The organism is Nocardia albiluteola (genome assembly GCF_018860155.1).
Lineage (GTDB): Bacteria > Actinomycetota > Actinomycetes > Mycobacteriales > Mycobacteriaceae > Nocardia > Nocardia albiluteola.
In genome coordinates this window covers 159,941-183,577 of the sequence record NZ_JAHKNI010000006.1, presented here as the reverse complement: position 1 = coordinate 183,577, position 23,637 = coordinate 159,941, and the positions used below count along the sequence as shown (strand labels likewise).

Genomic DNA, 23,637 nt, shown 5'->3' with positions numbered 1-23,637 from the left:
AGCAACCCCCAGGAGATAAAGACAATGGCAGAAGTACTTGTGCTCGTGGAGCACGCCGACGGTGCGGTCAAGAAGGTCAGCACCGAACTTCTCACCGCCGCCCGCACGCTGGGCACCCCGGCCGCGGTCGTGCTCGGCCCCGCCGGCACCGGTGACAAGCTCGCCGACGCGCTGGCCGCGGCCGGCGCCGAGAAGATCTACGTCGCCGAGTCCGACGACGTCGACGGCTTCCTGGTCACCCCGAAGGTCGACGTGCTGGCAGGCCTGACCGAATCGGCCGCCCCCGCCGCCGTGCTGGTCGCCGCCTCGGCCGAGGGCAAGGAGGTGTCGGGCCGCCTCGCCGCCCGCATCGGCTCCGGCCTGCTGGTCGACGTCATCGACGTCAAGGCCGACGGCTCGGTCACCCACTCCATCTTCGGCGGCGCGTTCACCGTGGACGCCAAGGCCACCGGCGACGTCCCGGTCATCTCGGTACGTCCGGGCGCCATCGAGGCCGCTCCGCAGCAGGCCGCGGGCGAGAAGGTGACCGTCGAGGTCCCCGCGCAGGAGGAGGGCGTCACCAAGGTGATCTCTCGCGAGCCCGTGGTCGGCGGCGATCGCCCCGAGCTCACCGAGGCCGCGATCGTGGTCTCCGGCGGCCGCGGCGTCGGCAGCGAGGACAACTTCCACAAGGTGGTCGAGCCGCTGGCCGACGCGCTCGGTGCCGCGGTCGGCGCATCGCGCGCGGCGGTGGATTCCGGTTACTACCCGGGTCAGTTCCAGGTCGGCCAGACCGGTAAGACGGTCTCCCCGCAGCTGTACGTCGCCCTCGGCATCTCCGGCGCCATCCAGCACCGTGCCGGCATGCAGACCTCCAAGACCATCGTGGCGGTCAACAAGGACGAAGAGGCGCCGATCTTCGAGATCAGCGACTACGGCATTGTCGGCGACCTGTTCAATGTCGCCCCGCAGCTGACCGAAGCGGTCAAAGCGCACAAGGGCTAGCTCGCGAGCAGCACCTATCGTGGCCCCGGCTGGAAACAGCCGGGGCCACTGGCGTTTTCGGCGGGTCGAGTTTATAACGGTTCGGTCGCTACCGACCCGAAAGGCTGCTAATGTTGGCCCTCGTCGGGCCACGGAGCGATCGATGTCCTATTTCCAGTGGGTGTCGGTCGTGGATTCACTTGGCCCGTCGGTATTTCTAGATCTTCCCGGTGGGCGCACGGCATCAGTGGCCCTTCGGAACAAGAGCATTGAGTGGTCCGGGGCCGCGGTGAACGCGGCCGACAAGTTCAGGAAGGCGAGGCGGCCGGGCACCCGGCGACTGGGGAACTGATGAATCAATCTACTGCCGTGACGATTTCGTGGACCCTCGCCGGAGTACTCCTCGTCGCCGTCGTGGCGGCGGTGTACGCGGCGTTCTATGCTGCGCAGCAACACGCCCGGGCAGAAGCCGCCGCCCGCGAGTTACGCTCCCGCGAGGACGAGCTCGAATACTTCGTTACCAGCACAATGAATTTCGCCGCCGAGGCGGGGCGGCACGCGGAGGCCCAGGTGGATCTGCCCGCCGGGGCGGAGCGCTTCCCGCGGCTGCTGCGCGGGCTGGCCGAGCGGTACATCGGCGATCTGCGCGCGATGCAGGCCGAGACCCGGGAGCGGGTCCGGCGTGAGGCCGATTACGAGACCCAGCAGGCGGTTTCGCGGGCCGAGGCCGCCGGTCGCGCCGAGGTCGAGGCCGCCCGGGCCGAGGTGGATAAGGCGCGCTCGGATGTGCAGTCCACCTCGCAGGAGGTGACCAGTGCCGCCGTGCGCTCCTTCGGCACTTCGGTCGTGAGCCTGGGCGCCGACGTCGGCCAGGTGCTCAGCGAGGCACTGCGCCGGCACCGCAGCGACGATGTCTACGAGACGCTCACCATCATCGACCACAACGTGCAGCAGATGATTCGTCAGGCGCAGTCCTACGTCATCGTCTGTGGCGGTCTGCCCGGCCGGCGCTGGCCCCAGCAGTCGCTGACCGATATCGTCGGCGGCGCCATCGGCCGTGTGCGTGACTACACCCGCGTGCGGTCCGGTCAGCTGGAGCGGACCGTCATCAGCCGTGCGGTCGAGCCGCTGGTTCACACCCTGGCCACGCTGCTGGACAACGGGCTGCGCTACTCCCCCCCGACCTCCTTCGTGGACATCGGTTTTCAGGAGGGGCACCACGGCGTCACCGTGATCATCGACGACGCGGGCGTCCGGATGAACGCGGAGCAGATGGAGGAGGCCCGCCAGGTACTGGCCGGCGAGCGCGCCATCGATATCCACCAGCTCGGCCCCGCGCCCCGCGTCGGACTGCCCGGCGTGGCGGCCCTGGCGCGACGGTACGGATTCAGCGTCTACGTCGACGGGCCCAACGCCTACGGCGGCATGCGCGCGATGGTGTTCGTGCCCGAGTCGCTGCTGACCGAGCGCCCGTCCGCCGACTCGATCGCCCCCGCGGTTTCACCCCCGACGGCGGTGCCGTCCGTGGCTCCGATGATGCCCACCGTATCCGCCGTGGCACCCGTGGAACCGGTTGCGCCCCAGCCGATCACCCCCGCACCGATGCCGCAGCCCGAGCCGATTCGCGAGCCTGTGCCTATGCTGGAGCCGGTGTCCGTCCATGATTCGTCATCTACCCGCGATTCGGAGCCAGGCCTGGACTCGGTGCCGTTCCAGGAGAACGAACCGGTCATCAAGCAGGAGCCGATGACCACCTCGACCGTTTCCGACATAACCCCCGGCGGGTTACCGCGCCGACGCCGCAGAACTGTCTCGGTATCCAGCGTCTCTCGCCTATCCGCCGGACCCGAGTCCGATTCCGCCGCACTGCCACACCCTGAGATCGCCGACGCGTGGCACCGCGGTTCCCAGAGCGGCCGCGCCGCTTACGACGAACACACCGAAGGGATGACATCCTGATGGGCACACCTGGTACAGCCGTCACCGACGGCAACAAACTGGCCTGGATGCTCGAGGACCTCAACGTTCCCGGCGTCCGCTTTGCGGTCCTGCTGTCCGAGGACGGCCTGCGCATCGCGCACGTCGGTGCGATCACCCTGGACGACGCGGAACGCTTCGCCGCCGCGTCCTCCGGACTACGGTCACTAGGCAAGGCCCTGGGCGAGTTCTGCGGCTCCGCGAATTCGGTGCGGCAGAACATGACCGAGTACAACGACGGCATGATCTTCATCACCGCGGCCGGCGAAGGCGCCCTCATCGGCGTCTCCACCACCACCGAGGTCGATGTCAGCCTGGTTGCCCATCGGATGAACGAGCTCGCCGGCCGGGTCGGCCGCGAGCTCGGTAGCCTACCGCGCCAGCACTAAGCGATGAGTCGGCACCGGCGCGACCCCGATCTGGTGCGGTCCTATGTCCGCACCGGCGGTCGATCGCGGCCCAGTCGCGAGCTGGATTTGGTGACACTCGTTGTGGCGGCGCAGGATCCGTCACCCGGCTCGAGTCCCGACGCGCGCCGGGTACTCGGAGTCTGCAGCCGCAGCCGGGTGCTCTCCCTCGCCGAGATCGCCGCCTATCTGGATCTGCCACCCTCGGTGATCAAGATCCTGGCCGCCGACCTGTTGGACAGCGGCCACCTTTCCACACCGGCCCCGGCTCCGGCCGTGCCGGAGCTTGCTTTGCTCGAGGAGGTACTCAATGGGCTCCGCGCTCTCGCCGTCTGAGCCTGCGCTGCAGTCCAATCGCCCTGTTGACTACGTTCCCGAGACAGTGACCCGGTCGGTCAAGCTCTTGGTGGCCGGTAACTTCGGGGTTGGCAAAACCACCTTTGTGGGCAGCGTGTCCGAGATCAAACCCCTGCGCACGGAGGAGACGATCACCGAGGCCAGCGTCGGCATCGACGATATGGCGGGCCTACCGGGCAAGGTGACCACCACCGTCGCAATGGATTTCGGCCGTATTACGCTGAATCCGCAACTGGCGCTGTATCTGTTCGGCACCCCCGGACAGCGCCGGTTCGTCCCGCTGTGGGAGGAACTGTCGCGCGGCGCACTAGGGGCGCTGGTCCTGGTAGACACCCGGCGCATCGACAAGGCCGACGAGGTGCTGGCCGTGCTCGAGGAGCGCGGGGTGCCGTATTCGGTGGCGGTCAATGAATTCGAGGGTTCGGAGCGCTATCCGCTCACCGAGATCCGCGATGCACTGGATCTGGAGCCGAGCACGCCGCTCACCGCGTTGGACGCGCGGGACCGGGGCACCTGCCTGCGATCGCTGATCACCTTGGTGGAGTATCTGTTTCACCGCCAGTCGCAGGGCTGAGCACCGCTCCCCCGCCGTCGTCCCGGCATTCGAGTGCCCGTCGTCCCGCCATGTTCCGGCCGGGGCGACGGGCACTCGGGTCCCGGCCACGGGCATGCCCGGCCGACTGCGCGGTCAGGAGCTGTGCAGCGCCGCCAGCAGCGTGACCAAGATCGGCGAGAGTCGCACGTCGCTGCGCACGACGGAGGACACCGGGATGCGCAGCGGACGCCCCGCGAGGTTGAGCCGCGCGAGCCCCTCCAGGGGACTGTTCGCGTACAGGATGGTCCAGGCGTCCGGGCGGTTGATCAGTTCCATGGTGGCGGTGTGGTCCGGCGGGATCGGCGGGCCGAAGGTGGGACGGATCGGTAGGTCCGCGAATGCGGCGCGGACGACCGTGTGAAGCAACACCTGTTCCTGTTCCGGGGGCAGCAGAAGCGGATAGCTACCCAACTGAGTGAGTGTGACGTCCTCGCGTCCGGCGAGCGGATGGGTCGTCGAGGCGGCCAGCACGAGGTCCTCCACCCACAGTTCTTCGACCGTCAGACCGGGCTGATCGACGCTGCCGCGGATGAGAGCAAGATCACAATCGCCGTCCGCGACCGCCGCGATGCGCTGGCGGAACGGTTTGATCACGAACTCGATCTCCGCACCCGGATGCGCCTCCCTCGCGCCGGCGATGGCCGACAGCGATCTTGTTGCGAAGGACATGTTCGCGGCCAGGCGAATCCTCGGCCCGGATGCCCGCACAGCTGCGCGAATGGCGGATTCGAGGCTTAGCATCTGTTTCGCAAGGGGAAGTAGCCGAGCGGTTGCGTCGGTCGGGACGACCGAGCGCGTCGAGCGTTCGAAGAGCTGCACACCAAGATCATGTTCGAGTCTGGCGATCTGATGACTGATAGCCGATTGCGATATGAAGCACCGCGAGGCGGCCCGGCTGAAGCTCAACTCCTCGCACACCGCGACGAAGTACGAGAGCTGCCGCAGTTCCATCACGATCTCCATTCATGAGGGATCCAGATAAGAGTCATCTAAATTATGCGCCTGACCCGTGAAACAGTCTGCTTCCGAATCGCGTTTACTAATGACAGAAGGAGGATGTCATGCAGAACGTGGACGCGGGAATCGAAGCCGCAGAGGTTGTCATTGTCGGATCGGGCTTCGGCGGGCTCGCCGCCGCGAAGCAGTTGAGCAAGTCGGGGGTTGGTTACGTCCTCATCTCGAGTACGCCCGAACACCTCTTCCAGCCGCTGCTGTACCAGGTTGCGACCGGTGTGCTCCCCGCCACAGACATTGCCCCGCCGATCGCGCAGGTGCTGCGCCGCCACAAGGGCGCGGACGTGCGCCTGGGCAAGGTCGTCGGTGTCGACGCCGATGCCGCGGTACTCACCTACGACACGGCCGAGGGCCAGAAGCAGATCCGGTACGGCTCGCTGATCGCGGCCACCGGCGCCAACCAGTCGTATTTCGGCCGTGACGATTTCGCCGAGAAGACCTTCTCGCTCAAGACCATCGACGACGCCACGCGGCTGCGCGCGCAGATCGAGCGCGTCTTCGCCGAGGCCGCGGGAGCAGACAAGACCACCCGGGAGCGGCTGCTGAGCTTTGTGGTCGTCGGGGCCGGGCCGACCGGCGTCGAGGTCGCCGGTCAGCTGAAGGAGCTCGCCAAGCGGCACTACCACCAGGAGATCTCGGTCACGCTCGTCGAGGGCGCGGGCGCGGTGCTGCCCCCGTTCGGCGGCACCCTGTCGGAGTACGCGCGGGAATCGTTGAGCGGCAGCGGGGTTGAGGTCCTGCTGGACACCTTCGTCACCGATATCGACGAGGGCAAGGTGACCGTCAAGTCGAAGGACGGCGTCGAGCGGGGCATCGCGGCGGAGACCGTGGTGTGGTCGGCGGGCGTTGCGGCCGGCGGATTCGCCGCGCTGCTGGCCGAGGCCACCGGCTGCGAGACCGACCGCGCCGGGCGGCTGCTCATCAACCAGGACTGCACCGTGGGCGGGCGTGCCGATATCTACGCCATCGGCGATATGACCTCGCTCAACGGTTACCCGGGCCAGTCGCCGACCGCGATGCAGGAGGGCCGCCACGTCGCGGACATCATCCGCCGCAAGAAGCAGCCCGGCACCCCGTTCGTCTACTGGGACAAGGGCTCGATGGCGGTGATCAGCCGCTTCAGCGCCGTCACCAAGGTCAACGACAAGATCAAGTTCACCGGCCTGATCGCGTGGGCGACCTGGCTGGCCGTGCACCTGTTCTACCTGGTCGGCTTCCGCAACCGGTTCATCGCGGTGATGTCGTGGCTGGTCGCCTTCATCGGCACCGGGCGCCCGGGATTCGCCGAGGTCGAGAAGACCGCGGCCGAGGCGATCACCGAGGAACGCCGAGCGGCATAGCTCCGCGCATCCTGCCCTCCGGTACCCACCGGAGGGCAGTGTCGTATCCCCGGACGGCCTCGTCGCGCACCAGGAAGGGCCGCACGGTCGCCTCGTGACACCGCACGCTCGGCATTGGCGCGCAGCCACGACTCCGCCTGCGCCGCACCACAATCCGGCGCGTGCCGCGATACTCGGCCGCGCTCGATGCGCGGCCGGGCGCCGTATGCTCATGCCTCGCGTGCCACCTCCGCGTCCGTCGTCGCCATCTCGAACAGATCCTGCGCAAGCGCGTCCGGGTGGACCCGCTCGAACTCGCCCGCGTCCACCGAGTCGAAGTGACGGGTGTCGAATGCCTGCTCGGCCGCACTGGTCTCGATGAGCCTGCCGATCAGCAGACTACCCACGCGCACGCCCCGCGGGCGCACCTGTTGGTCCACCGAGTAGAGGTAGTTGAGCAGGCCGGACTGGGGCACGCTCACGCTGGCCAGCATCGTCCGCGGGTGCAGCACCGAACTGCCCTGCGCAACGAGGATCGCGCCGGATCCGCGCTCGATCATGCCCGGCAGCAGGGCGTGCATGATCCGGACCGGGGTCGTCAGGTTCGTAGGCAGCCAGGCCCGCAGGGTGTCCGCGTCCAGGGCGAGCGCATCCACCGGAAGCCGATCGAGACCGGACGGGCTGTACAGCACGACATCCGGAATGCCGTGGTGCGCCCGCAAATCCTTCAGCGCGACATCAACCTGCGGGTCGTCGGCCAGATCGGCCACCTGCACATCGGCCTCGACGCCGTCGGCCGCCAGGACGGCGCGCATCTGCTCGAGCCTGTCTGGGTTGCGGGCGATGAGCGTGACCGAGTATCCGGCGCGGCCGAAGCGACGCGCGGCCGACAGGCCGAGAGCGGGACCGGCGCCGAAGACTGCGAGATGAGCCATGGGGATGTCCTTTCACGAAGTTGAGAGGGTACTCAATTTGAGCACCCTCTCAACTTAGCGCGAAATCGAGGGGGCGTTCAAGTTGTTAGGCTGGAGGCATGGTCGAGGCGGTCGGAACGGCGACGAACGCGGTCCCGGGCAGCGCGCGGCCGCGCCGCCGGGACGCCCGCGACAACCGGGAGAAGGTCATCGCCGCCGCCCGGGCCCGATTCACCGCCGAGGGCCTGGACGCCTCCCTGAACGCGATCGCGCGCGATGCCGGGGTCAGCATCGGAACGCTCTACAACCACTTCCCCACCCGCGACGCGTTGATCGGCGAGGCGATGCTCGAGCGGGTCGAACGGTCGGCGCGCAGCGCCGAGGCCGCGCTCGCGGCCCCCGACCCGTGGACGGGTCTGGTCGATCACCTGACGGCCCTGGCCCAATGGCAGGCGGTCGATCGCGGATTCACCGACCTCTGCGTGCGCTCGCTGCCGCCCGAGAGCCCCCTCGAGATCACGAAGATGCGCGGGCACAGGCTGTTTCGCGAGGTGATCGCGCGGGCGCAGGCATCCGGCGCGCTGCGCGACGATGTGGACGTGACCGATATCGGACTGCTGCTGTGGTCGGTCGTGCGCGCGACCGACGGAGCCCGCGAGCGCGCACCCGAGGCCTGGCGGCGGCACATGGGCGTGCTGCTCGACGGGCTTCGCAGCGGCGCCGCCCATCCCCTGTCCGGGCCGGCTATCGACGACGAAACATTAGGTGCGGCAATGCGATCGGGGCACTGATCCGTCACCGGCGCCACAGTGGCGCCTGACGGATCGGGTCGCGGAAGTCAGCGGGGCATCGAGCACGGCATATCCGATCACGGAGCAAGGTCGCGCGAAGGCCGAGGCCCGCGGGCGAACATCTGGCTGAATCCGCCGCGGCGGGTCGAGTCGATACTCAGCCGTCGATGAGGAAGTCCTTGGCGGCGGCCAGGATTCGTTCGGACAGCTCATCGTCCGCGGTCGCCCGGGACAACATCAACGCGCCCGCGAGCACGGCGAGCTCGACGAGATGGTCGCGATCGGCACCGCCGGAACGATTTTCGTCGAACTTGGCCAGGTCGTCCAGGATTCCGTGCACGCCGTCGAGGTAGGCCTCGCGCAGCGGGCTGCCGGGCTCGGCACGCGCGACATCCCCCGCCAGCGCGGCGATCCCACAGCCCTGCCCCGGGGTGTCGCGATGCGGGGTGGACAGGTATCGCTCGATGAATACGCGGCGCGCGGCGGGTTCGTCCGGACCGGCCGCGCGGATCTGCTCGCGTTCGCGTTCCTTCTCCGCGTTGGCCGCCGAACATGCCTGCGCCACAAGATCTTCCTTGGACTTGAAGTGCCGGTAGAACCCACCGTGGGTGAGCCCGGCCGCGGCCATCACCTCGGGCACGGTGACGCCGCCGACGCCCTCGCGCCGGACCAGCGCCGAGGCCGCGTCCAGGACCTCCTTGCGATGTACTTCCGCCTGCGCTCGGGACGATCGCGGCATGTGGTCCCCTTTCCTCGGCTCTCTGTCTCCAGTCTTGCGCATCGGAATAGATGATGGCAATAATCTATTTGAGTAGAGGGTACGCACATCGCCGGATCGGGCCGAATCCGCGTCGCCGCGAGCGCCCGATCACATCGAAAGGACTCAGGATGACCAGCATCGAAGGCGCCACCGCGCTCGTCACGGGCGGACAGCGCGGCCTGGGCCGCGCATTCGTCGAGGAACTGCTGCGGCGTGGCGCGACGAAGGTCTACGCCACCGCGCGACGGCCCGCCGACAGCGATGACGCGCGCATCGTGCCACTGCCCCTCGAGGTCACCGACCCCGATTCGGTCGCCACCGTCGCCGCGCGCGCGACCGATGTGAACATCGTCGTCAACAACGCGGGCCTGCTGCGCCCGGCGCCGCTACTGAGCGCCGATATCGCCGACGTCGTAGCGACGTTCGACACCAACGTCTTCGGACCGCTGCGCATCGCGCAGGCATTCGCGCCGATCCTCGGCGCCAACGGCGGTGGCGCGCTGGTCGATATCCATTCGGTGCTGTCGTGGGGCGCCGGGTCCGCCGCCTACGGGGCGTCCAAGGCCGCGATCTGGTCGCTGACCAACTCCCTGCGCATCGAGCTGGCCGGGCAGGGAACGCAGGTGATGGGCGTGCATCTGGGCTTCGCCGACACCGACATGGTCAAGAACCTGACCGCGGACAAGATCAGCCCGCGGGCGGTCGCCGAGGCGGTGGCCGATGGATTGGAGAAGGGCGAGAACGAGGTCCTGGTCGACGAGCTGACCAGGCGGGTGAAGGCTGCCCTGTCGGGGCCGGTGGAGAACCTCGCCCTCTCGATCGGCCGCTGACGCAGCCCATTCATCCACCGAAACAGACACCGAGACAAGAGGATTCGTCATGCCGCTGTGGAATATCCATCACCCGGCCGGGGTATATTCCGAGCAGGACAAGCAGGATTTCGCCGCCGACATCACCCGCATCTACTCGAGAGTGGGCCTTCCGGAGTTCTACGTCGTCGTCCTGTTCCACGAGATCACCCCGTCGAATTTCTATGTCGGCGGCAAGCCCACGGGCGACACCGTGCGCATCGACGTCGCCCACATCGCGCGTCATCTCGACGATGATCAGCAGCGCATCCGGATGGCCGAGCGCCTCAATGCGATCCTGCTCCCCTACACGCGAGATCGCGGTCTGCACTGGGAATTCCATGTCGACGAGACCCCGCGCGACCTGTGGATGATCGAGGGGCTGTGGCCGCCCGGGACCGGCACCGACGCCGAAAAGGCCTGGGTCGCGGCCAATTCGCCGTTGCCCTATTGATCGGCCGCCGCACTCGGGGCATCGGATGCGCCGAGGCGGCGGCCTCGCGCCGGACTACGCGCGGCGCAGCGCCACGACCGGGATCGTGCGAATTCCCCTGGTCTTCTCGTCGTATTCGGCGAAGTTGGCCATACGGGACGCCTGCTCGCCGTAGATCCGATCGCGATCCGGGCCCGTCACCTCGGCCACGGTCACCGGATACGACTCGGTGCCGCGCTCGATTTGCGCCTTCCCGGCCGCGACGAGGTTGTGGTACCACTCCGGATGGGTTGGTGCGCCGCCCTTGGTCGCGAAGATGTAGATCAGATCCGCGTCCTGCTCATCGGGCAGATACACCAACGGGATCTCGAGGTCCCGTCCGCTCTTACGGCCGCGGTGATGCAGCACCAGCAACGGCGCGCCCTCGAAGCCCCCGCCGACGCGGCCCTGGTTCTCCCGAAACTCGCTGATGATATTCGCATTCCAGTCAGTCATACCGACCATCTTGCCGATAGCCGGCCCGGTTGGCCGGAATTCGCCGTCGGCACGGCAGCCGACCGGTGATCGGGATGCCGTCGCGCACCCGAGTACGCCGAGGACACACGACGGCCGTTCGTCGACCCGGCTCCAGGGGGCGCACCCGGATCCGCACCGCACCTGGCATGCCGAGGGCAACCCGGCGTGGCAGATGCCATTTCAGATCTGCGTCGCATCGCGCGGCGGCCGGGCGACGGCCGCGCGATAACGGCCGGGGGTGTCACCGAGCACCTGGCGATACACATCGATGAACGCGCTCGGCGTCGCCCAGCCGCACCGGTGCGCGACCGTCGTCACCGATGCGCCCTCGGCCAGGAGTTGGGTGGCGTGATAGAGCCGCAGCTGGGTACGCCACTGCGGATAGGTCATCGCGAACTCGGTGCGGAACAGCCGGCTGAGGGTGCGTTCGGCGACGCCGGCGCGGCGACCGAGCGCGGCCAGCGTCCACACCTGTGTCAGGTCGGCCTCGACGAGGTCGCACACATCACGCAGGCGCGGATCGACCGCGACGGGCCGCCGGAGCGGCTGCTCGGGGCAGCGTCGCAACTGGTCGAGCAGAACGCGGCGCATGCGCGCGAGTTCCGGGGCGGGCAGCGCCGGCTGCTCATCGGCCGGCTCGTCCGCGGGAGAGGTGTGTGCCGGCTCGGCCGAGTCGGAGTAGTGCCCTCCGTCGGGCAGGTCCTCCGGACGGGGCAGGTGGGCGGGGTCCGGCAGATCGGCGGTCGAACAGGCGATGATCAGCTCGCGGGCCAGAGGCGTGACGGCGAGGACGACCGGCGACGTCCGGCCTCGGATCAGATTCGTCGCGAAGCCCATGGAGTGGAACGAGGTCGGGCCGTGGAAGCGGTGCGCGTGCGGGCAGCCCGCGGGTATCCAGATCGCCCGGTCGGGCGGGGCGATCCAGCTGCCCGCATCGGTCCGCACCTCGGACGCGCCCGAGCTCATGTACACAAGCTGATGGTTGTCGTGCATATGACGCTCGAACCGGAAACCGGCGGGCAGATCCATCGCCACCGCGGGCCGAGCGGGGCGATGGCTGATTATCGACATATTCTGGCATATTATCGGAAGCCCGTCGCCCGCTCCGTTCCTAGGCTCTGCTGTGGAACGAAAGGAGCCGCGGCAGTGACCATCAATATCTCGACCGTCCGGATCGACCGTCCGTCCGCCTGGAAACGCATGCGGTACTGGATGATTGCGCACGCGGTCGACGACTTCTATCAGGGCATCGTCCCCGCGAGCGTGCCGTTCTTCGTGCTGGAGCGTGGTTATTCCTATACCGCCGCCTCCGGGCTCGCGCTCGCAGCCACGCTGGGAAGCGCACTGCCGCAACCGATTCTGGGCATCGCCGTCGATCGGCGGGCACTGTTGTGGATGGCGCCGGCAGGGTTGACGCTCGCCGGGGTCGGCGCCGGGCTGTCCGGGCTCGCACCGGCCTATCCGATCGTGTGGATCCTGTTGCTGCTGTCGGGAATCGGTGTCGCAGCCTTCCATCCGGCGGCGGGCCGCGATGCCCGCCGCGACGCGGGCGACAGCGCGTCGGGGATGAGCCTGTTCGCCGCGGGCGGCAGCGTGGGCTTCTTTCTCGCACCGGCGCTGGCGACTCCGGCGCTGGTGTCGCTCGGGGTCGGCGCGACGGCGCTGTTCCTACCGCCGGCGGTCCTGATGGGGTTCGTGCTGTGGCGCTATCAGCGTCGGTATGTGCTCGCAGCACGGACCTACGCCGCCGCCGGCGGGCGCGATCGGTGGCTGCCGTTCCTCGGGCTGACGGCGTTCGCCGTCGTGCGCTCGATCATCACCTTCGGCACGAACACCTTCATCGCGCTGTATTGGATCAGGTATCTGGGCGCGTCCCGCGAGCTCGGCGGCGCCGCCCTGACCTGCTTCCTCGTCGGCGGCGTCGGCGGCACGCTGCTCGGCGGCCGTCTCGCCGACCGGTTCGGCATGCTGCGCACGATCCACATCGGCGGTATCGCGGCCCTGCCCGCGCTGGTGGCGTTGCGCGCGATCCCGGATTCGCACCTCGCCCTGGCGGCGGCGGCCATCGCCGGTGTCACGGTGAACATTCCGTTCGCGGTGCTGGTCAAGCTCGGTCAGGACTATCTGCCGTCGCGCCCCGGCACCGCGTCGGGGGTCACCCTGGGTCTCGCGGTGAGCGCGGGCGGGCTGTTCGTGCCCGTGCTGGGCATGATCGCCGATCGGTACGGACCGCAGGCGGTGCTGACCACGCTCTGCTTCGTGCCGATCGTCGCGATCGTGCTCGGGTTCCTGCTGCCGGCCGGGGATCGCAACACGAGGTAGGCGGGATGCGCTACTCAGCGGCCCGCGCTGCCGACCGTTATTACCATGCCGGCCCGACGTTTCCGGTGCTGTGCCGCCGGAAACCGGATAGGTCCCTGGGTTCAGCTCGGGGTGCAGCCGGGATAGGCCCTCGGTCAGCTCGCGGTGCAGGCGATGGTTGCGTACTTCGCCTTGCCACGCCACAGGACCTGTGCCCGGCGCGCGGCGTCGTACGTGTCGCCCGGGACCTGGAGGGTCATCGGCGCCAGCGCATGTCCGGCCCAGCCCTGGGCGGCACAGGTGAAGTTCTGCGGGACCTCCGGTGGGTGCGGATATTCCTGGGCCTGTGCGGGCGCCACCGCGGTCAAGGCGGTGAATCCGGCCAGCACGACCAATCCCATCAGGGGTTTGCGCATACGCATGGGCAGCACTCTCGACGACGACACGATGATCGGGGGCCGAGATTACCGGGGCCGACGGAGAAGATCGCCGGTTGTTGCTTTCATGGAATGGCGGGGCCGCGGATCGTGGCGCGCGGGCAGGGGGAATTCACGACGCCCACAGCATGCCGCCGACCGGCGCGCGCCCGTAATGTAGGCGCATGATCGAACTGCGCGCCCGGGTGGCGCGGCTGTGGTCGATGCCCGCCGCATTGCGGGCACTCCGCGCCGCCCTCGTCGTTCCGGGACTATTCGCCTTGACCGCCAAGGCAATCGGCAACATGGATATGGCGACCTTCGCGGCGTTCGGCGGTTTCGCCACGCTGGTCATGGCCTCGTTCGGGGGCAGCCGCAGGGATAAGCTGCTGGGCCACCTCGGGCTTGCGGTGGTGGGCAGTGTGCTGCTGGCGATCGGCACCGCGGTGCACACCATCGTGTGGCTCGCGGTGGTGGTCACGCTGGTGGTCGGGTTCGCGGTGCTGTTCTCCGGGGTGATCGGGCCGAATGTGGCGGCCGGCGGGACGGCCGCGCTGCTCGCGTTCGTGCTGCCCGCCGCCTCCCCCGGCGCGATCGAGGCGATCCCGTCGCGGCTGGCGGGCTGGTGGCTGGCCTCGATCGTGGGAACCGCCGCGGTGCTGCTCATCTCGCCACGACCGAACAGCGATGGGGTGCGCGCGGCCGCGGCGACACTGGCGCGCGCGCTGGCCGACCGGCTGGACGCGGCGCTGGCGGATTGCGAGGCGTCCGCGCTCACCGCCACGGCCGCGCAGGGCCGCGGCGTGACCGAATCCGGTGCCCTCGCGGTGCAATCCGAGCCGACGGCATCCCAGACCACAGCCCAGGCGGCCAGGGTGGCGGCGATCGAGGCCAAGCACCGGCTGCTGGAACAGTTCAATTCCGGGCCGAACCGGCCCACCGGGCTCACCGCGGCCGACCAGGCGTTGACGGCAATGGTCGGCATGCTCGAGTGGATCGCCAGCGTAATGGACGACTGCCTGAGCGAGCATGCCGACCTCACCATCCAGATCGACGTGGAGCAGGCGCTGTTCGTCACGACCGCCACGGTGCTGCGGGATGTGGCGGGACTGCTGGACGGCTCCGGGGACGGCCCGCGGGTCACCGCCGATCTCGAACGCCTGGAGCGTGCGCTGGACGAGAGCGTCACCACGCTGCGCCACATGGATATCGGACGGCCCGATTACGCCGACGCCGTGGACGTCTCCTTCCATGCCCGCACGATCGGCCTCGGGGCGCGCACCGCGGCCCTGCAGACCCTCACTGTCGCCGGGCTCGCGGACTACACCGTCGAATCTCCTTCCGCGACGGATGAATTGCCCGCTCCGCGGCGACGTCTCGGATTTCTGAGCGCCGTGGGCGGCGTCACCCTCGGGCACGCGAGCCTGCGCTCGGTGTGGTTCCTCAACGCCATGCGCGGCGCGCTGGGTCTGGCGGCCGCGACCGCCGTCGCGGACATCAGCGGGGTACAGCACGCGTTCTGGGTGGTATTGGGCACGATGTCCGTGCTGCGTACCAGCGCATCCACCACGGGCGCAACGGCTTTGCGGGCGCTGGCGGGCACGGTGCTCGGATTCGTGGTCGGCGCGGCGCTGCTGCTGGCCATCGGAACCGGCCCGGTCGCGATGTGGATCGCACTGCCGGTGGTCTCCCTGATCGCCGCGTATGCGCCCGGCGTGGCGCCCTTCGCGGTCGGCCAGGCCGCCTTCACCCTGACCGTCTCGGTGCTCTACAACCTGATCGTCCCGGTGGGCTGGCAGGTCGGCGTGCTGCGGGTGCAGGACGTGGCGATCGGCTGCCTCGTCAGTGTGGTTGTGGGAGCGCTGTTCTGGCCGCGCGGGGCGGGGCAGATCGTGCGCGACGACCTGTCCGACGCGTTCCATCAGGGCGGGCATTATCTGGCCGGTGCGGTGGAATGGGCACTGGGGATGCGCAACTCGCCGCCCGACAAGGGCCGCGCGCTCACCGCTGATATGCGCCTGGAGGAGGCGGTCCGCGGCTACCTGGCCGAGCGTGGCACCAAACGCATGCCGCGCGAACATCTCTGGCGCCTCGTGACCGGCACGACCCGGCTGCGCCTGACCGCCCAATCATTGGCCGGTCTGCCCCATCCCGACGCCGAACCGGACCCGGTGAGCCAGGCCCTGCACGGCCAATCCGCCCAATTGGCGCTCTGGTTCGACGAATTGGGTGACAGCCTGGTCGGTCGTGCCCCGCTGCCGGCCGCCTCGCTGGTCCCGCCGGAGCTGGACACCATCGCGGCGTCGGCCTCGGTCTCGGTGCTGCCGTGCACCCTGTGGGTGGAGCAGCACATCCAGCACGTCAACCCACACCTGGCCGAGTTGGTGGAGGCCGCCGACGAATTGGCACGCCAGCGCGCGCTGCCGTGGTGGAAGTAGGCGACGGGCTCACCGCGGCCCGGTCATGCAGGTCCGCGCGGGCGTGACCGTACCGAGACGTGAATGTTCATGCCGGGGAATCGTGGCAGGTCGTAGCGTTCGGTTCATGCGCGCGCTGATGTTCTCGCTGTGGGCTTCGGTGTTCTTCGTCGTGGTGTCGCTGCTCTGGGGGATCGCGGCGGGATCGCAGATGATCGTTTTCGACGGGTTGTATTCGTTGGTCAGCATCGCGTTGTCGGGCTTCGCGATCGGGGCCCGGCATACCGCGGACAAGGGTGCGGACGCCCGATATCCGTGGGGGCGGGAGATCTGGGAATCGATCGCCGTCGTGGTCAAATCGACGGCGCTGGCAGGACTGTGTGTTTACGGGTCGGTCAATGCCGCGCGGGAGATCTTTCACGGCGGGCGAGCTGTTTCGGTGTCCTCGGCGCTGGCGTACGCGGTGACCGCGTCGCTGGCGAGCGTCGTCGTCGCGCTGGCGCTGCGCCGCGCGGCACGCGGCGATTCGGCGCTGGTGCGGGCCGAGGCCGCGGAATGGATGGGCGATGCGATGTTGAGCCTGGTGACGCTGGCCGGGTTCGGGGTGGCGGCCGTGCTGGAGGCGACGGACCACCGGTATGCCGCGCGGTTCGTCGACCCGGCCCTGGTCATCGGCGTATCGCTGATCTATCTGTGGATTCCGCTGGGGCTGTTCCGCTCGGGCTTCCGGGAGATTCTCACCATGGCGCCGCCGGAACCGATGCTGCATGAGTTGCGGGATCTGGGCGAACGGATTCGGGCGCGGGCCGGATTCGAGGAATCGATCGTCCGGGCCTCGACCGTGGGCAGCCGAGTCGATGTGGAATTGGCATTCGTGGTGGGTGCGGCGGCGGCGCGCCGCGACATCGACTATTTCGACGGTCTGCGTGCCGAGATCGACCACGATCTGCACACGCTGGGGCACCGGTATTCGACCTCTGTGGTCTTCACCGCTCAGCGGAGATGGGTCCAATGAGTCTTTCGGGCTCGGTCACGGGGTTGGGGTGAAGCGGCAGGCTTCGATGAGGCCCTTGAAAACACCGCAGTCGCTTGTGGTTTCGGGGTGCCATTGGACGGCTACGGCGAAGCGGGGGCCGGGGGCCTCCATAGCTTGGATGACGCCGTCGGCGTCGCGGGCCGTCGCTACGTACCCGGGGTGTGTGGCGACGGACTGGTGGTGGTGGGAGCGGACGAGTAGCTCGTTGCCGATGAGGTCGGAGATGCGGTGGCCGGGGGCTACCGTGACGGGGACCGTCGAGTAGTCGCCGTCGCCGCCGGAGTGCACCGCGTGGCCGACGACGTCGGGGAGGTGCTGGACGAGGGTTCCGCCGGCCGCGACGGCCATGAGCTGCATGCCGCGGCAGATGCCGAGCACGGGCAGGGGCCGGGCCTGGGCGGCAGCCAGGAGCCACAGTTCGGAGGCGTCACGGTCGTCGTACCAGGCCGTGACGCTCTCGTGCGGGGGCCGGCCGTAGCGGGCGGGGTTGATGTCCGCACCTCCCGCCAGGAGCAGCCCGTCCAGGCGGTCGACCGCGGATGTCGCCGCGCGCGCGGTCGCGAAGGTCGGCAGGAGCAGCGGGATACCGCCCGCGCGCTCGACCGCGCGGGCGTAGTCCGAGGGCAGCAGATCGGCCTCGACCCCGCGCCAGGACGACCAGTCGGCCGCCTGGCGATAGGTGGTGAGGCCGATGACCGGCGCGTCACTCAAAGTCGGAATCCAGCGGCGTGACATACGCGTTCGACAGGCCGCCGTCGACGAGGAAGTCCGTCGCGGTGATGAAGCTCGACTCGTCGCTGCCCAGGAACGCGACCGCGTTCGCGATCTCCTCGGGCTCGGCGAAGCGGCCCATCGGGACGTGCACGAGGCGGCGCGCGGCGCGCTCGGGATCCTTCGCGAACAGCTCCTGCAGCAGGGGCGTGTTGACCGGTCCGGGGCACAGCGCGTTGACCCGGATTCCCTTGCGCGCGAACTGCACACCGAGCTCGCGGGTCATCGCGAGCACGCCGCCCTTGGACGCGGTGTAGGAGATCTGGGACGTCGCCGCGCCCATGATCGCCACGAACGAGGCGGTGTTGATGATCGAACCGCTCCCCTGCTCGAGCATGTACGGCAGCACCGCCTTGCAGCACAGGTACACGCTCGTGAGGTTGACCTTCTGGACGCGATCCCACGCGTCGATGCCGGTCTTCAGGATCGAGTCGTCGTCGGGGGGCGAGATGCCCGCGTTGTTGAACGCGATATCGATGCGGCCGTAGACCTGTTTCGCGTGCGCGAACATCGCCGCGACGTCGCCGGCGTTCGTGACGTCGGCGCGCACGAACTCCCCGCCCACCTCCGCGGCGATCTCCTTGCCGCGCACCTCGTCGAGGTCGGCGATGACGACCTGCGCGCCCTCGGCGACGAACTTGCGGACCGTCGCGAGGCCGATCCCGCTGCAGCCGCCCGTGATGACCCCGACCTTGCCGTCGAGCTTTCCCATGCCTGTGTGCCTTTCGTCAGATGCTCAGTTGTCCGTGGCGATGAAGACGTTCTTGACCTCGGAGAAGGAGTCGGGTGCGTCGGGCCCGAGTTCGCGGCCGAGCCCGGACTGCTTGAACCCGCCGAACGGGGTCCAGTAGCGGACCGAGGAGTGCGAATTCACCGAGAGATTGCCGGATTCGACGCCGCGCGCGACCCGCAGCGCCCGCCCGATATCCCGCGTGAAGATCGATCCCGACAGCCCGTATTCGGTGTCGTTGGCCTTCGCGATCGCGTCGGCCTCGTCGGTGAACGGCATGACCGCGACGACGGGCCCGAACAGCTCGTGCCGCCACACCGGGTCCTGCACTCCGCGGGGCAGCACGACGCGGGGGGCGAGCCAGAAGCCCTCGGAGTCGCCGACCGTGCGGCCCGTAATCGCGACATCGGCGCCGTCGAGATGCGCGGTGACCGAATCGCGCTGCCGCGCCGAGATGAGTGGCCCCATCTCGGTGTCCGGCAGGGTCGGATCCGCGACGCGGAAGCCCTCGACCGCCGGCCGCAACAGGTCGAGGAAGCGCTCGAACACCGTGTGCTCGACCAGGATTCGCGAGCGCGCGCAGCAGTCCTGTCCTGCGTTGTCGAACGCGCCGCCCGGTGCGCTCGCCGCGGCCCGCTCCAGGTCCGCGTCGGCGAACACGATGTTCGCGCTCTTGCCGCCGAGCTCGAGCGTGACGCGTTTGACCTGGTCCGCGCAGCCGCGCATGATGCCCTTGCCCACCTCCGTCGAGCCGGTGAAGCACACCTTGCGCACGAGTGGATTGGTCACGAAGCGCTCACCCACAACGCTGCCCTTGCCCGGGATGACCGTGAACACGCCCTCGGGCAGGCCCGCCTCGTGGGCGAGCTCGCCCAGGCGCATCGCGGTCAGCGGCGTGAGTTCCGCGGGCTTGAGCACGACGGTGTTTCCGGCCGCGAGCGCGGGCGCGAACCCCCAGCCCGCGATGGGCATCGGGAAGTTCCACGGGACGATGATCCCGACGACGCCGAGCGGCTCGTGAAAGGTGACATCGAGCCCGCCGGACACGGGAATCTGCCGGCCGAAGTGCCGCTCGGGCGCGGCCGAATAATAGGTGAGCACGTCGCGGACGTTGCCCGCCTCCCAGCGCGCGTTGCCGATCGTGTGGCCCGCGTTCGCGACCTCGAGCCGTGCGAGCTCCTCGAGATGCTCGTCGACGACGGCGGCGAAGTTCCGCAGCAGCCGCGCGCGGGCGGCGGGTGCGACCTCACGCCAAGCGGGGAAGGCGCGATGCGCCCGCTCGATCGCGGCATCGGTCTCCGCGAGGCCGGCCAGGCGCACGGCGGCGACCGGTTCTGCCGTCGCCGGATTCAGGGCGGTGACTTCTCCGCCCGCGCTGAAGGGGGACGTGGGAATGCGCATATATCAGAGCCTTTCGAATCCGCGACGGAGTTCCCAGTCGGTGACCGCCGCGTCGAACGCGGCGATCTCGATGTCGGCATAGTGCAGGTAGTGCTTGACGACGTCGTCGCCGAACGCCTCGGCGGCGACCGCGGACCGCGCGAATGCTTCGCGCGCATCGCGCAGTGTGGCCGGCACGGTCGGCGCGCCGGATTCATAAGCGCTCCCGAGCATCTGGGGCTCGAGCGGAAGTTCGTGCTCGATGCCGTGCAGTCCGCCCGCGAGCATCGCGGCGATCGCGAGGTACGGGTTGACATCACCGCCGGGCAGGCGGTTCTCGAGGCGCGCGCTCGGCCCGTGACCCACGAGCCGGATCGAGCAGGTGCGATTGTCCAGGCCCCACGCGACCGCGGTGGGCGCGAACGAGCCCTTGACGAAGCGCTTGTAGGAGTTGATGTTCGGCGCGTACAGCAGCGTGAATTCGCGCATCGTCGCCAGCACGCCGGCGACGAAGTGGTCGTAGAGCGGGGTTCGGCGCCCGGCGGCGTGGTCCCAGAAGACGAGCGCATCGTCCAGGCCGCGCAGTGACAGGTGAATGTGGCACGAATTACCTTCGCGCGCATTGGGTTTGGCCATGAAGGTGATGGACTTCCCGCGTTGCTGCGCGATGTCCTTTGCCGCGGTCTTGTAGACCGAATGGTTGTCCGCCGTGGTGATGACCTCGTCGTACTTGAAGGCGATCTCGTGCTGGCCGAGATTGCATTCGCCCTTGGCCGATTCGACGTTCAATCCCGCTCCGTACATGGCGTTTCGGATCTCGCGCAGAATCGGCTCGACCCGTGCCGAGCCCAGGATCGAATAGTCCACGTTGTACTGATTGGCGGGCGCCAGCTCGCGATAGCCGCTCGCCCAGGCGTTCTCGTAGCTCGTGTCGAACAGGATGAACTCGAGTTCCGTACCGGCCAGCGCCTTCCAGCCGTGGGCCGCGGCCCGCTCGACCTGCCCGCGCAGGATCGAGCGCGGCGACACGCGAACGGGAGTCCCGTCCTCGAGCGCGAGATCGCACTGGATCATCACGCTTCCCGGACGGTGCGGCAGGCGGCGGATGGTCGCGAGATCGAGCTCGAAGACCATATCCCCGTAACCAGTGTCCCACGACGAGATGTCGTACCCGGCAACGGTATTCATCTCGACGTCGACGGCGAGCAGGTAATTGCAGCCCTCCGTGCCGTGATCCAGCACGGTGTCCAGGAAGAACTGGCCGTGCAGGAGCTTGCCCTGCAACCGGCCCTGCATATCGGTGAAAGCCAGGATCACCGTGTCGATGTCGCCGAGGTCGATCGCGGAGCGGAGCTCGTCGACCGTGAGCATTCGATCGTTGCGGACCGAGACGTCGGAAAGGTTCATGGGGGAGAACTCATTTCAGTAGACCCTTGAGAAGAGCGGCGGTCGCGTCGCAGTGCTCGTGCATGACGAAACGCGCGCGTTCGGCGTCGCCGTCGAGAATCGCGTGCACGATCGTGTAGTGCTGGCCGTCCGAGTTGGCGATATTCGCCTGGAGGAACGGGATTTCCGCGAGAAATTGGTGGACCTTGGCCTGGACGAGACTGCACGCCTTGGACAGCTCGTCCGATCCGCACACCGTGGCGATCGCCAGGTGGAGCCGGGCATCGGCCTGCCGGTAGTCCGCGGGTGTCGCGGCATGTTCCAGATCGCGCAGACAGCCGGTCAGCAGCGCGCGCTGCTGCGAGCCCAGGGCGGTCTTCGCGGCCCGGTACGCCGCCCCGGGCTCGATGACCGAGCGGAATACGATGATGTCCTCGATCCCGGCCCGCCGGTCGGCGACGGGATTCACCTCCCCCGGCCACTCCCCCGCGATCGCCGCGACGACGGTGCCGCCCCCGCGCCCGCGCGTGGTCGTGACGAACCCGGCGGTGCGCAGGGCGCTGATGGCCTCGCGGAGCGTCGCGCGGGAGACGTTGAGCCGCTCGGCGAGCTCGCGCTCGTTCGGCAGTTTCGAACCCGGCGGGAAGATCCCGAGCTGGATGGCGGAGCCGAGCTGCTCGACGCACGACTCGAAGGCCATGTGCCCCCGCACGGGGTGCAACATGGCATCGACAAGGGGCGAATCCATCGTGCTGTTCACGGTGGTCAGGCTATTCCTCGAGGAGCTTCTCGGCCCGGATGGTCAGGTGTGAGTCCTGTTCGGATGTCATGAAGTGCCGGCGCCCCCGGGTCAGCCACAGCACCGTGGCCAGCGCGGCGACGATGACCACGGCGATGGGCGCGTAGTTGAACGTGCTGACGGTGATCGGCGAGGTGGGCGGCAGGACGAACAGGATCACGATGAAGACCACCCAGACCACCGCGATCCAGCCGATGATCGGGCTCCATTTGCCGAGGTTCCAGGGCCCGGGCACGAAGTTCCGGTCCAGGCGGCGCAGCAGCACCGGCGTCACATACGCGATGTAGAGGCCGATGACGGCGATCGAGGTCACCGCGAGGTACGCGGTGTAGTTGAACAGCGCCGGCGCCGCGAGCACGACCGAGAGCGCCACGCACAGCCAGATCGAGTTGGTCGGCGTGCCCGTGCGGGGGTTCACCCGCGCCCAGAGGCGCGATCCGGGAATCGCGTTGTCGCGCGAAAACGCGTAGCTCATGCGGGAATTCGCGGTCACCGACGCCATTCCGCAGAAGAACTGGGCGCCGCACACCAGGAAAAGCAGGAACTTCGCGACCGCCGGATTGTTGAGCGCGTCGAGGAAGACCTGAGCCGGCGGCAGGCCGGTCGATGTCCCCGCGAGCTTGGTGAGTCCGTCCTGGCTGCCGTTCTGAATCGCCGCCGTGATCGAGTACAGCAGGATCCAGCCGCCGATGATCGAGACCAGCACGCTCATCACGATGCCGCGCGGCGCGGCGGTCGCGGCGTTCTTCGTCTCCTCCGCGACGTGGGCCGAGGCGTCGTATCCGGTGAAGGTGTACTGCGCCATGAGCAGGCCCATGCCGAAGACGTAGGGGCTGAACCCCCAGCCGGTCTGGTTGTGCCAGGCGGTGAACGTCCAGGCCGCCGACTGGTGCGAGGTCGGCATGATCCACAGCGCGCCCACGATGATCGCCACGCCTGCGATGTGCCACCACGCCGAGACGTTGGACAGCAGGCTCACGAGCGTGACACCGAACGTGTTGAGCAGGCCGTGCACGACGATGAGGACGACGAACAGGACGAACGTGTTGAGCGGATGCGGCGCGACGCCCCACATGAGGTTCGCGAAGGCCATCATCGTGACCGCCGCCCCGTAATCGATCGCGGCGGTCACCGCGACCTCGCCGAGGAAGTTGTACCACCCGACGAACCAGGCCCACTGGCGCTTGTTTCGCTTGGCCAGGCGCCCGGCCCAGAAGTACAGGCCGCCCGCGGTGGGGTACTTCGAGCAGACCTCGGCCATCGCGAGTGCGACGCACAGCACGAAGGCCCCAGTGAGCGGCCACCCGATGTCGATGGCCGCCGGGCCCCCGGAGATCAGCGCGATCCCGTACGAGGTGATGCAGCCCGCGAGGATCGAGATGATCGAGAACGACACCGCGAAGTTGGAGAAGCCGGTCAGCCCGCGGTGCAGTTCCTGCTTGTATCCGAGCTCGGCCAGGACAGCGGCATCGCTGTCGACGGGGGGAATCTCGTGGCCCATGGCTTC

The 23,637-nt window shown here is 68.6% G+C and carries 24 protein-coding genes; 12 read left to right on the top strand and 12 right to left on the bottom strand.

Annotated features, from left to right (window positions below):
• Positions 1-24: 24 nt before the first annotated feature.
• The 5 genes from KO481_RS19325 (at position 25) to KO481_RS19305 (ending at position 4,278) form a co-directional block, all read left to right on the top strand.
• Positions 25-984: an electron transfer flavoprotein subunit alpha/FixB family protein gene (locus KO481_RS19325; RefSeq protein WP_215918589.1), complete on the top strand. Its 960-nt coding sequence runs from the start codon at positions 25-27 to the stop codon at positions 982-984.
• A 348-nt stretch (positions 985-1,332) separates the two neighbouring features.
• Entirely contained in the window at positions 1,333-2,922 is a 1,590-nt protein-coding gene (locus tag KO481_RS19320) for a sensor histidine kinase (RefSeq protein ID WP_308166682.1), read from the top strand.
• Positions 2,922-3,329, top strand: a complete 408-nt coding sequence (locus KO481_RS19315) for a roadblock/LC7 domain-containing protein (RefSeq protein WP_215918587.1) — start codon at positions 2,922-2,924, stop codon at positions 3,327-3,329. The genes KO481_RS19320 and KO481_RS19315 overlap by 1 nt, the downstream gene beginning before the upstream one ends.
• 3 nt (positions 3,330-3,332) lie before the next feature.
• Positions 3,333-3,683 carry a DUF742 domain-containing protein gene (locus KO481_RS19310; RefSeq protein ID WP_215918586.1) on the top strand — a complete coding sequence of 117 codons (351 nt, stop codon included), beginning with the start codon at positions 3,333-3,335 and terminating at the stop codon, positions 3,681-3,683.
• A 46-nt stretch (positions 3,684-3,729) separates the two neighbouring features.
• Positions 3,730-4,278 carry a GTP-binding protein gene (locus KO481_RS19305; RefSeq protein WP_308166681.1) on the top strand — a complete coding sequence of 183 codons (549 nt, stop codon included), beginning with the start codon at positions 3,730-3,732 and terminating at the stop codon, positions 4,276-4,278.
• 114 nt (positions 4,279-4,392) lie between these two features.
• Here the strand turns inward: KO481_RS19305 and KO481_RS19300 are convergent, their stop codons facing one another.
• On the bottom strand, positions 4,393-5,250 hold the full coding sequence (locus KO481_RS19300) for a LysR family transcriptional regulator (RefSeq protein ID WP_215918584.1): 858 nt from the start codon (positions 5,248-5,250) through the stop codon (positions 4,393-4,395).
• Positions 5,251-5,360: 110 nt separating this feature from the next.
• Between KO481_RS19300 and KO481_RS19295 the strand changes: the two genes are divergently transcribed.
• The gene (locus KO481_RS19295; protein ID WP_215918583.1) at positions 5,361-6,653 is read left to right on the top strand and encodes an NAD(P)/FAD-dependent oxidoreductase; all 1,293 of its coding nucleotides are present in this window, start codon (positions 5,361-5,363) and stop codon (positions 6,651-6,653) included.
• 209 nt (positions 6,654-6,862) lie between these two features.
• Here the strand turns inward: KO481_RS19295 and KO481_RS19290 are convergent, their stop codons facing one another.
• Positions 6,863-7,567: an SDR family NAD(P)-dependent oxidoreductase gene (locus KO481_RS19290; protein ID WP_215918582.1), complete on the bottom strand. Its 705-nt coding sequence runs from the start codon at positions 7,565-7,567 to the stop codon at positions 6,863-6,865.
• 98 nt (positions 7,568-7,665) lie between these two features.
• Here KO481_RS19290 and KO481_RS19285 point away from each other — a divergent pair, with 98 nt between their 5' ends.
• On the top strand, positions 7,666-8,337 hold the full coding sequence (locus KO481_RS19285) for a TetR/AcrR family transcriptional regulator (RefSeq protein WP_215918581.1): 672 nt from the start codon (positions 7,666-7,668) through the stop codon (positions 8,335-8,337).
• A 157-nt stretch (positions 8,338-8,494) separates the two neighbouring features.
• Here KO481_RS19285 and KO481_RS19280 read toward each other — a convergent pair whose 3' ends face one another.
• Complete coding sequence (locus KO481_RS19280; RefSeq protein ID WP_215918580.1) at positions 8,495-9,076, bottom strand: TetR/AcrR family transcriptional regulator; 582 nt, start codon at positions 9,074-9,076, stop codon at positions 8,495-8,497.
• A 149-nt stretch (positions 9,077-9,225) separates the two neighbouring features.
• On the opposite strand from KO481_RS19280, the gene KO481_RS19275 reads away from it, so the two are divergent.
• Together KO481_RS19275 and KO481_RS19270 are read left to right on the top strand one after the other, a co-directional pair.
• A complete protein-coding gene (locus KO481_RS19275) occupies positions 9,226-9,927 on the top strand; it encodes an SDR family oxidoreductase (RefSeq protein WP_215918579.1) in 702 nt (233 codons plus the stop codon).
• A 49-nt stretch (positions 9,928-9,976) separates the two neighbouring features.
• Positions 9,977-10,399, top strand: a complete 423-nt coding sequence (locus KO481_RS19270; protein ID WP_215918578.1) for a tautomerase family protein — start codon at positions 9,977-9,979, stop codon at positions 10,397-10,399.
• A gap of 54 nt (positions 10,400-10,453) precedes the next feature.
• On the opposite strand, the gene KO481_RS19265 is transcribed toward KO481_RS19270, so the two are convergent.
• Positions 10,454-10,873: a nitroreductase/quinone reductase family protein gene (locus tag KO481_RS19265; RefSeq protein WP_215918577.1), complete on the bottom strand. Its 420-nt coding sequence runs from the start codon at positions 10,871-10,873 to the stop codon at positions 10,454-10,456.
• Between the two features lie 201 nt (positions 10,874-11,074).
• Positions 11,075-11,965 carry an AraC family transcriptional regulator gene (locus KO481_RS19260; protein ID WP_215918576.1) on the bottom strand — a complete coding sequence of 297 codons (891 nt, stop codon included), beginning with the start codon at positions 11,963-11,965 and terminating at the stop codon, positions 11,075-11,077.
• Positions 11,966-12,094: 129 nt separating this feature from the next.
• Here KO481_RS19260 and KO481_RS19255 point away from each other — a divergent pair, with 129 nt between their 5' ends.
• On the top strand, positions 12,095-13,216 hold the full coding sequence (locus KO481_RS19255) for an MFS transporter (protein ID WP_215918890.1): 1,122 nt from the start codon (positions 12,095-12,097) through the stop codon (positions 13,214-13,216).
• Between the two features lie 134 nt (positions 13,217-13,350).
• Here the strand turns inward: KO481_RS19255 and KO481_RS19250 are convergent, their stop codons facing one another.
• On the bottom strand, positions 13,351-13,617 hold the full coding sequence (locus KO481_RS19250) for a hypothetical protein (RefSeq protein WP_215918575.1): 267 nt from the start codon (positions 13,615-13,617) through the stop codon (positions 13,351-13,353).
• A gap of 179 nt (positions 13,618-13,796) precedes the next feature.
• Here KO481_RS19250 and KO481_RS19245 point away from each other — a divergent pair, with 179 nt between their 5' ends.
• Both KO481_RS19245 and KO481_RS19240 read left to right on the top strand, forming a co-directional pair.
• Positions 13,797-16,049 (top strand): FUSC family protein, encoded by a 2,253-nt coding sequence (locus tag KO481_RS19245; protein ID WP_215918574.1) that lies wholly within the window; start codon positions 13,797-13,799, stop codon positions 16,047-16,049.
• Between the two features lie 106 nt (positions 16,050-16,155).
• Entirely contained in the window at positions 16,156-17,043 is an 888-nt protein-coding gene (locus KO481_RS19240; RefSeq protein ID WP_215918573.1) for a cation diffusion facilitator family transporter, read from the top strand.
• A 15-nt stretch (positions 17,044-17,058) separates the two neighbouring features.
• On the opposite strand, the gene KO481_RS19235 is transcribed toward KO481_RS19240, so the two are convergent.
• Genes KO481_RS19235 through KO481_RS19210 form a run of 6 tightly spaced genes read right to left on the bottom strand, consistent with a single transcriptional unit; the run spans position 17,059 to position 23,631 of the window.
• Positions 17,059-17,775, bottom strand: a complete 717-nt coding sequence (locus KO481_RS19235; RefSeq protein ID WP_215918572.1) for a gamma-glutamyl-gamma-aminobutyrate hydrolase family protein — start codon at positions 17,773-17,775, stop codon at positions 17,059-17,061.
• On the bottom strand, positions 17,768-18,547 hold the full coding sequence (locus KO481_RS19230; RefSeq protein ID WP_215918571.1) for a 3-oxoacyl-ACP reductase: 780 nt from the start codon (positions 18,545-18,547) through the stop codon (positions 17,768-17,770). Before KO481_RS19230 ends, KO481_RS19235 begins: the two co-directional genes overlap by 8 nt.
• Before the next feature lie 24 nt (positions 18,548-18,571).
• On the bottom strand, positions 18,572-19,966 hold the full coding sequence (locus KO481_RS19225; protein WP_215918570.1) for an aldehyde dehydrogenase family protein: 1,395 nt from the start codon (positions 19,964-19,966) through the stop codon (positions 18,572-18,574).
• A 3-nt stretch (positions 19,967-19,969) separates the two neighbouring features.
• The gene (locus KO481_RS19220) at positions 19,970-21,352 is read right to left on the bottom strand and encodes a glutamine synthetase family protein (RefSeq protein WP_281066135.1); all 1,383 of its coding nucleotides are present in this window, start codon (positions 21,350-21,352) and stop codon (positions 19,970-19,972) included.
• Positions 21,353-21,362: 10 nt separating this feature from the next.
• Positions 21,363-22,091 carry a FadR/GntR family transcriptional regulator gene (locus KO481_RS19215; RefSeq protein ID WP_215918569.1) on the bottom strand — a complete coding sequence of 243 codons (729 nt, stop codon included), beginning with the start codon at positions 22,089-22,091 and terminating at the stop codon, positions 21,363-21,365.
• 10 nt (positions 22,092-22,101) lie between these two features.
• Positions 22,102-23,631 (bottom strand): amino acid permease, encoded by a 1,530-nt coding sequence (locus tag KO481_RS19210; protein ID WP_215918568.1) that lies wholly within the window; start codon positions 23,629-23,631, stop codon positions 22,102-22,104.
• Positions 23,632-23,637 lie beyond the last annotated feature (6 nt).

Excerpts from the sequence above, each read along its gene's own strand:
- KO481_RS19300 (WP_215918584.1), bottom strand. The coding sequence starts at position 5,250 with ATGGAACTGCGGCAGCTCTCGTACTTCGTCGCGGTGTGCGAGGAGTTG.
- KO481_RS19280 (WP_215918580.1), bottom strand. The coding sequence starts at position 9,076 with ATGCCGCGATCGTCCCGAGCGCAGGCGGAAGTACATCGCAAGGAGGTC.
- KO481_RS19220 (WP_281066135.1), bottom strand. The coding sequence starts at position 21,352 with ATGAACCTTTCCGACGTCTCGGTCCGCAACGATCGAATGCTCACGGTC.
- KO481_RS19310 (WP_215918586.1), top strand. The coding sequence starts at position 3,333 with ATGAGTCGGCACCGGCGCGACCCCGATCTGGTGCGGTCCTATGTCCGC.
- KO481_RS19265 (WP_215918577.1), bottom strand. The coding sequence starts at position 10,873 with ATGACTGACTGGAATGCGAATATCATCAGCGAGTTTCGGGAGAACCAG.
- KO481_RS19210 (WP_215918568.1), bottom strand. The coding sequence starts at position 23,631 with ATGGGCCACGAGATTCCCCCCGTCGACAGCGATGCCGCTGTCCTGGCC.
- KO481_RS19290 (WP_215918582.1), bottom strand. The coding sequence starts at position 7,567 with ATGGCTCATCTCGCAGTCTTCGGCGCCGGTCCCGCTCTCGGCCTGTCG.
- KO481_RS19240 (WP_215918573.1), top strand. The coding sequence starts at position 16,156 with ATGCGCGCGCTGATGTTCTCGCTGTGGGCTTCGGTGTTCTTCGTCGTG.
- KO481_RS19230 (WP_215918571.1), bottom strand. The coding sequence starts at position 18,547 with ATGGGAAAGCTCGACGGCAAGGTCGGGGTCATCACGGGCGGCTGCAGC.
- KO481_RS19250 (WP_215918575.1), bottom strand. The coding sequence starts at position 13,617 with ATGCGTATGCGCAAACCCCTGATGGGATTGGTCGTGCTGGCCGGATTC.
- KO481_RS19270 (WP_215918578.1), top strand. The coding sequence starts at position 9,977 with ATGCCGCTGTGGAATATCCATCACCCGGCCGGGGTATATTCCGAGCAG.
- KO481_RS19245 (WP_215918574.1), top strand. The coding sequence starts at position 13,797 with ATGATCGAACTGCGCGCCCGGGTGGCGCGGCTGTGGTCGATGCCCGCC.
- KO481_RS19285 (WP_215918581.1), top strand. The coding sequence starts at position 7,666 with ATGGTCGAGGCGGTCGGAACGGCGACGAACGCGGTCCCGGGCAGCGCG.
- KO481_RS19315 (WP_215918587.1), top strand. The coding sequence starts at position 2,922 with ATGGGCACACCTGGTACAGCCGTCACCGACGGCAACAAACTGGCCTGG.
- KO481_RS19255 (WP_215918890.1), top strand. The coding sequence starts at position 12,095 with ATGCGGTACTGGATGATTGCGCACGCGGTCGACGACTTCTATCAGGGC.
- KO481_RS19260 (WP_215918576.1), bottom strand. The coding sequence starts at position 11,965 with ATGTCGATAATCAGCCATCGCCCCGCTCGGCCCGCGGTGGCGATGGAT.
- KO481_RS19325 (WP_215918589.1), top strand. The coding sequence starts at position 25 with ATGGCAGAAGTACTTGTGCTCGTGGAGCACGCCGACGGTGCGGTCAAG.
- KO481_RS19295 (WP_215918583.1), top strand. The coding sequence starts at position 5,361 with ATGCAGAACGTGGACGCGGGAATCGAAGCCGCAGAGGTTGTCATTGTC.
- KO481_RS19225 (WP_215918570.1), bottom strand. The coding sequence starts at position 19,966 with ATGCGCATTCCCACGTCCCCCTTCAGCGCGGGCGGAGAAGTCACCGCC.
- KO481_RS19275 (WP_215918579.1), top strand. The coding sequence starts at position 9,226 with ATGACCAGCATCGAAGGCGCCACCGCGCTCGTCACGGGCGGACAGCGC.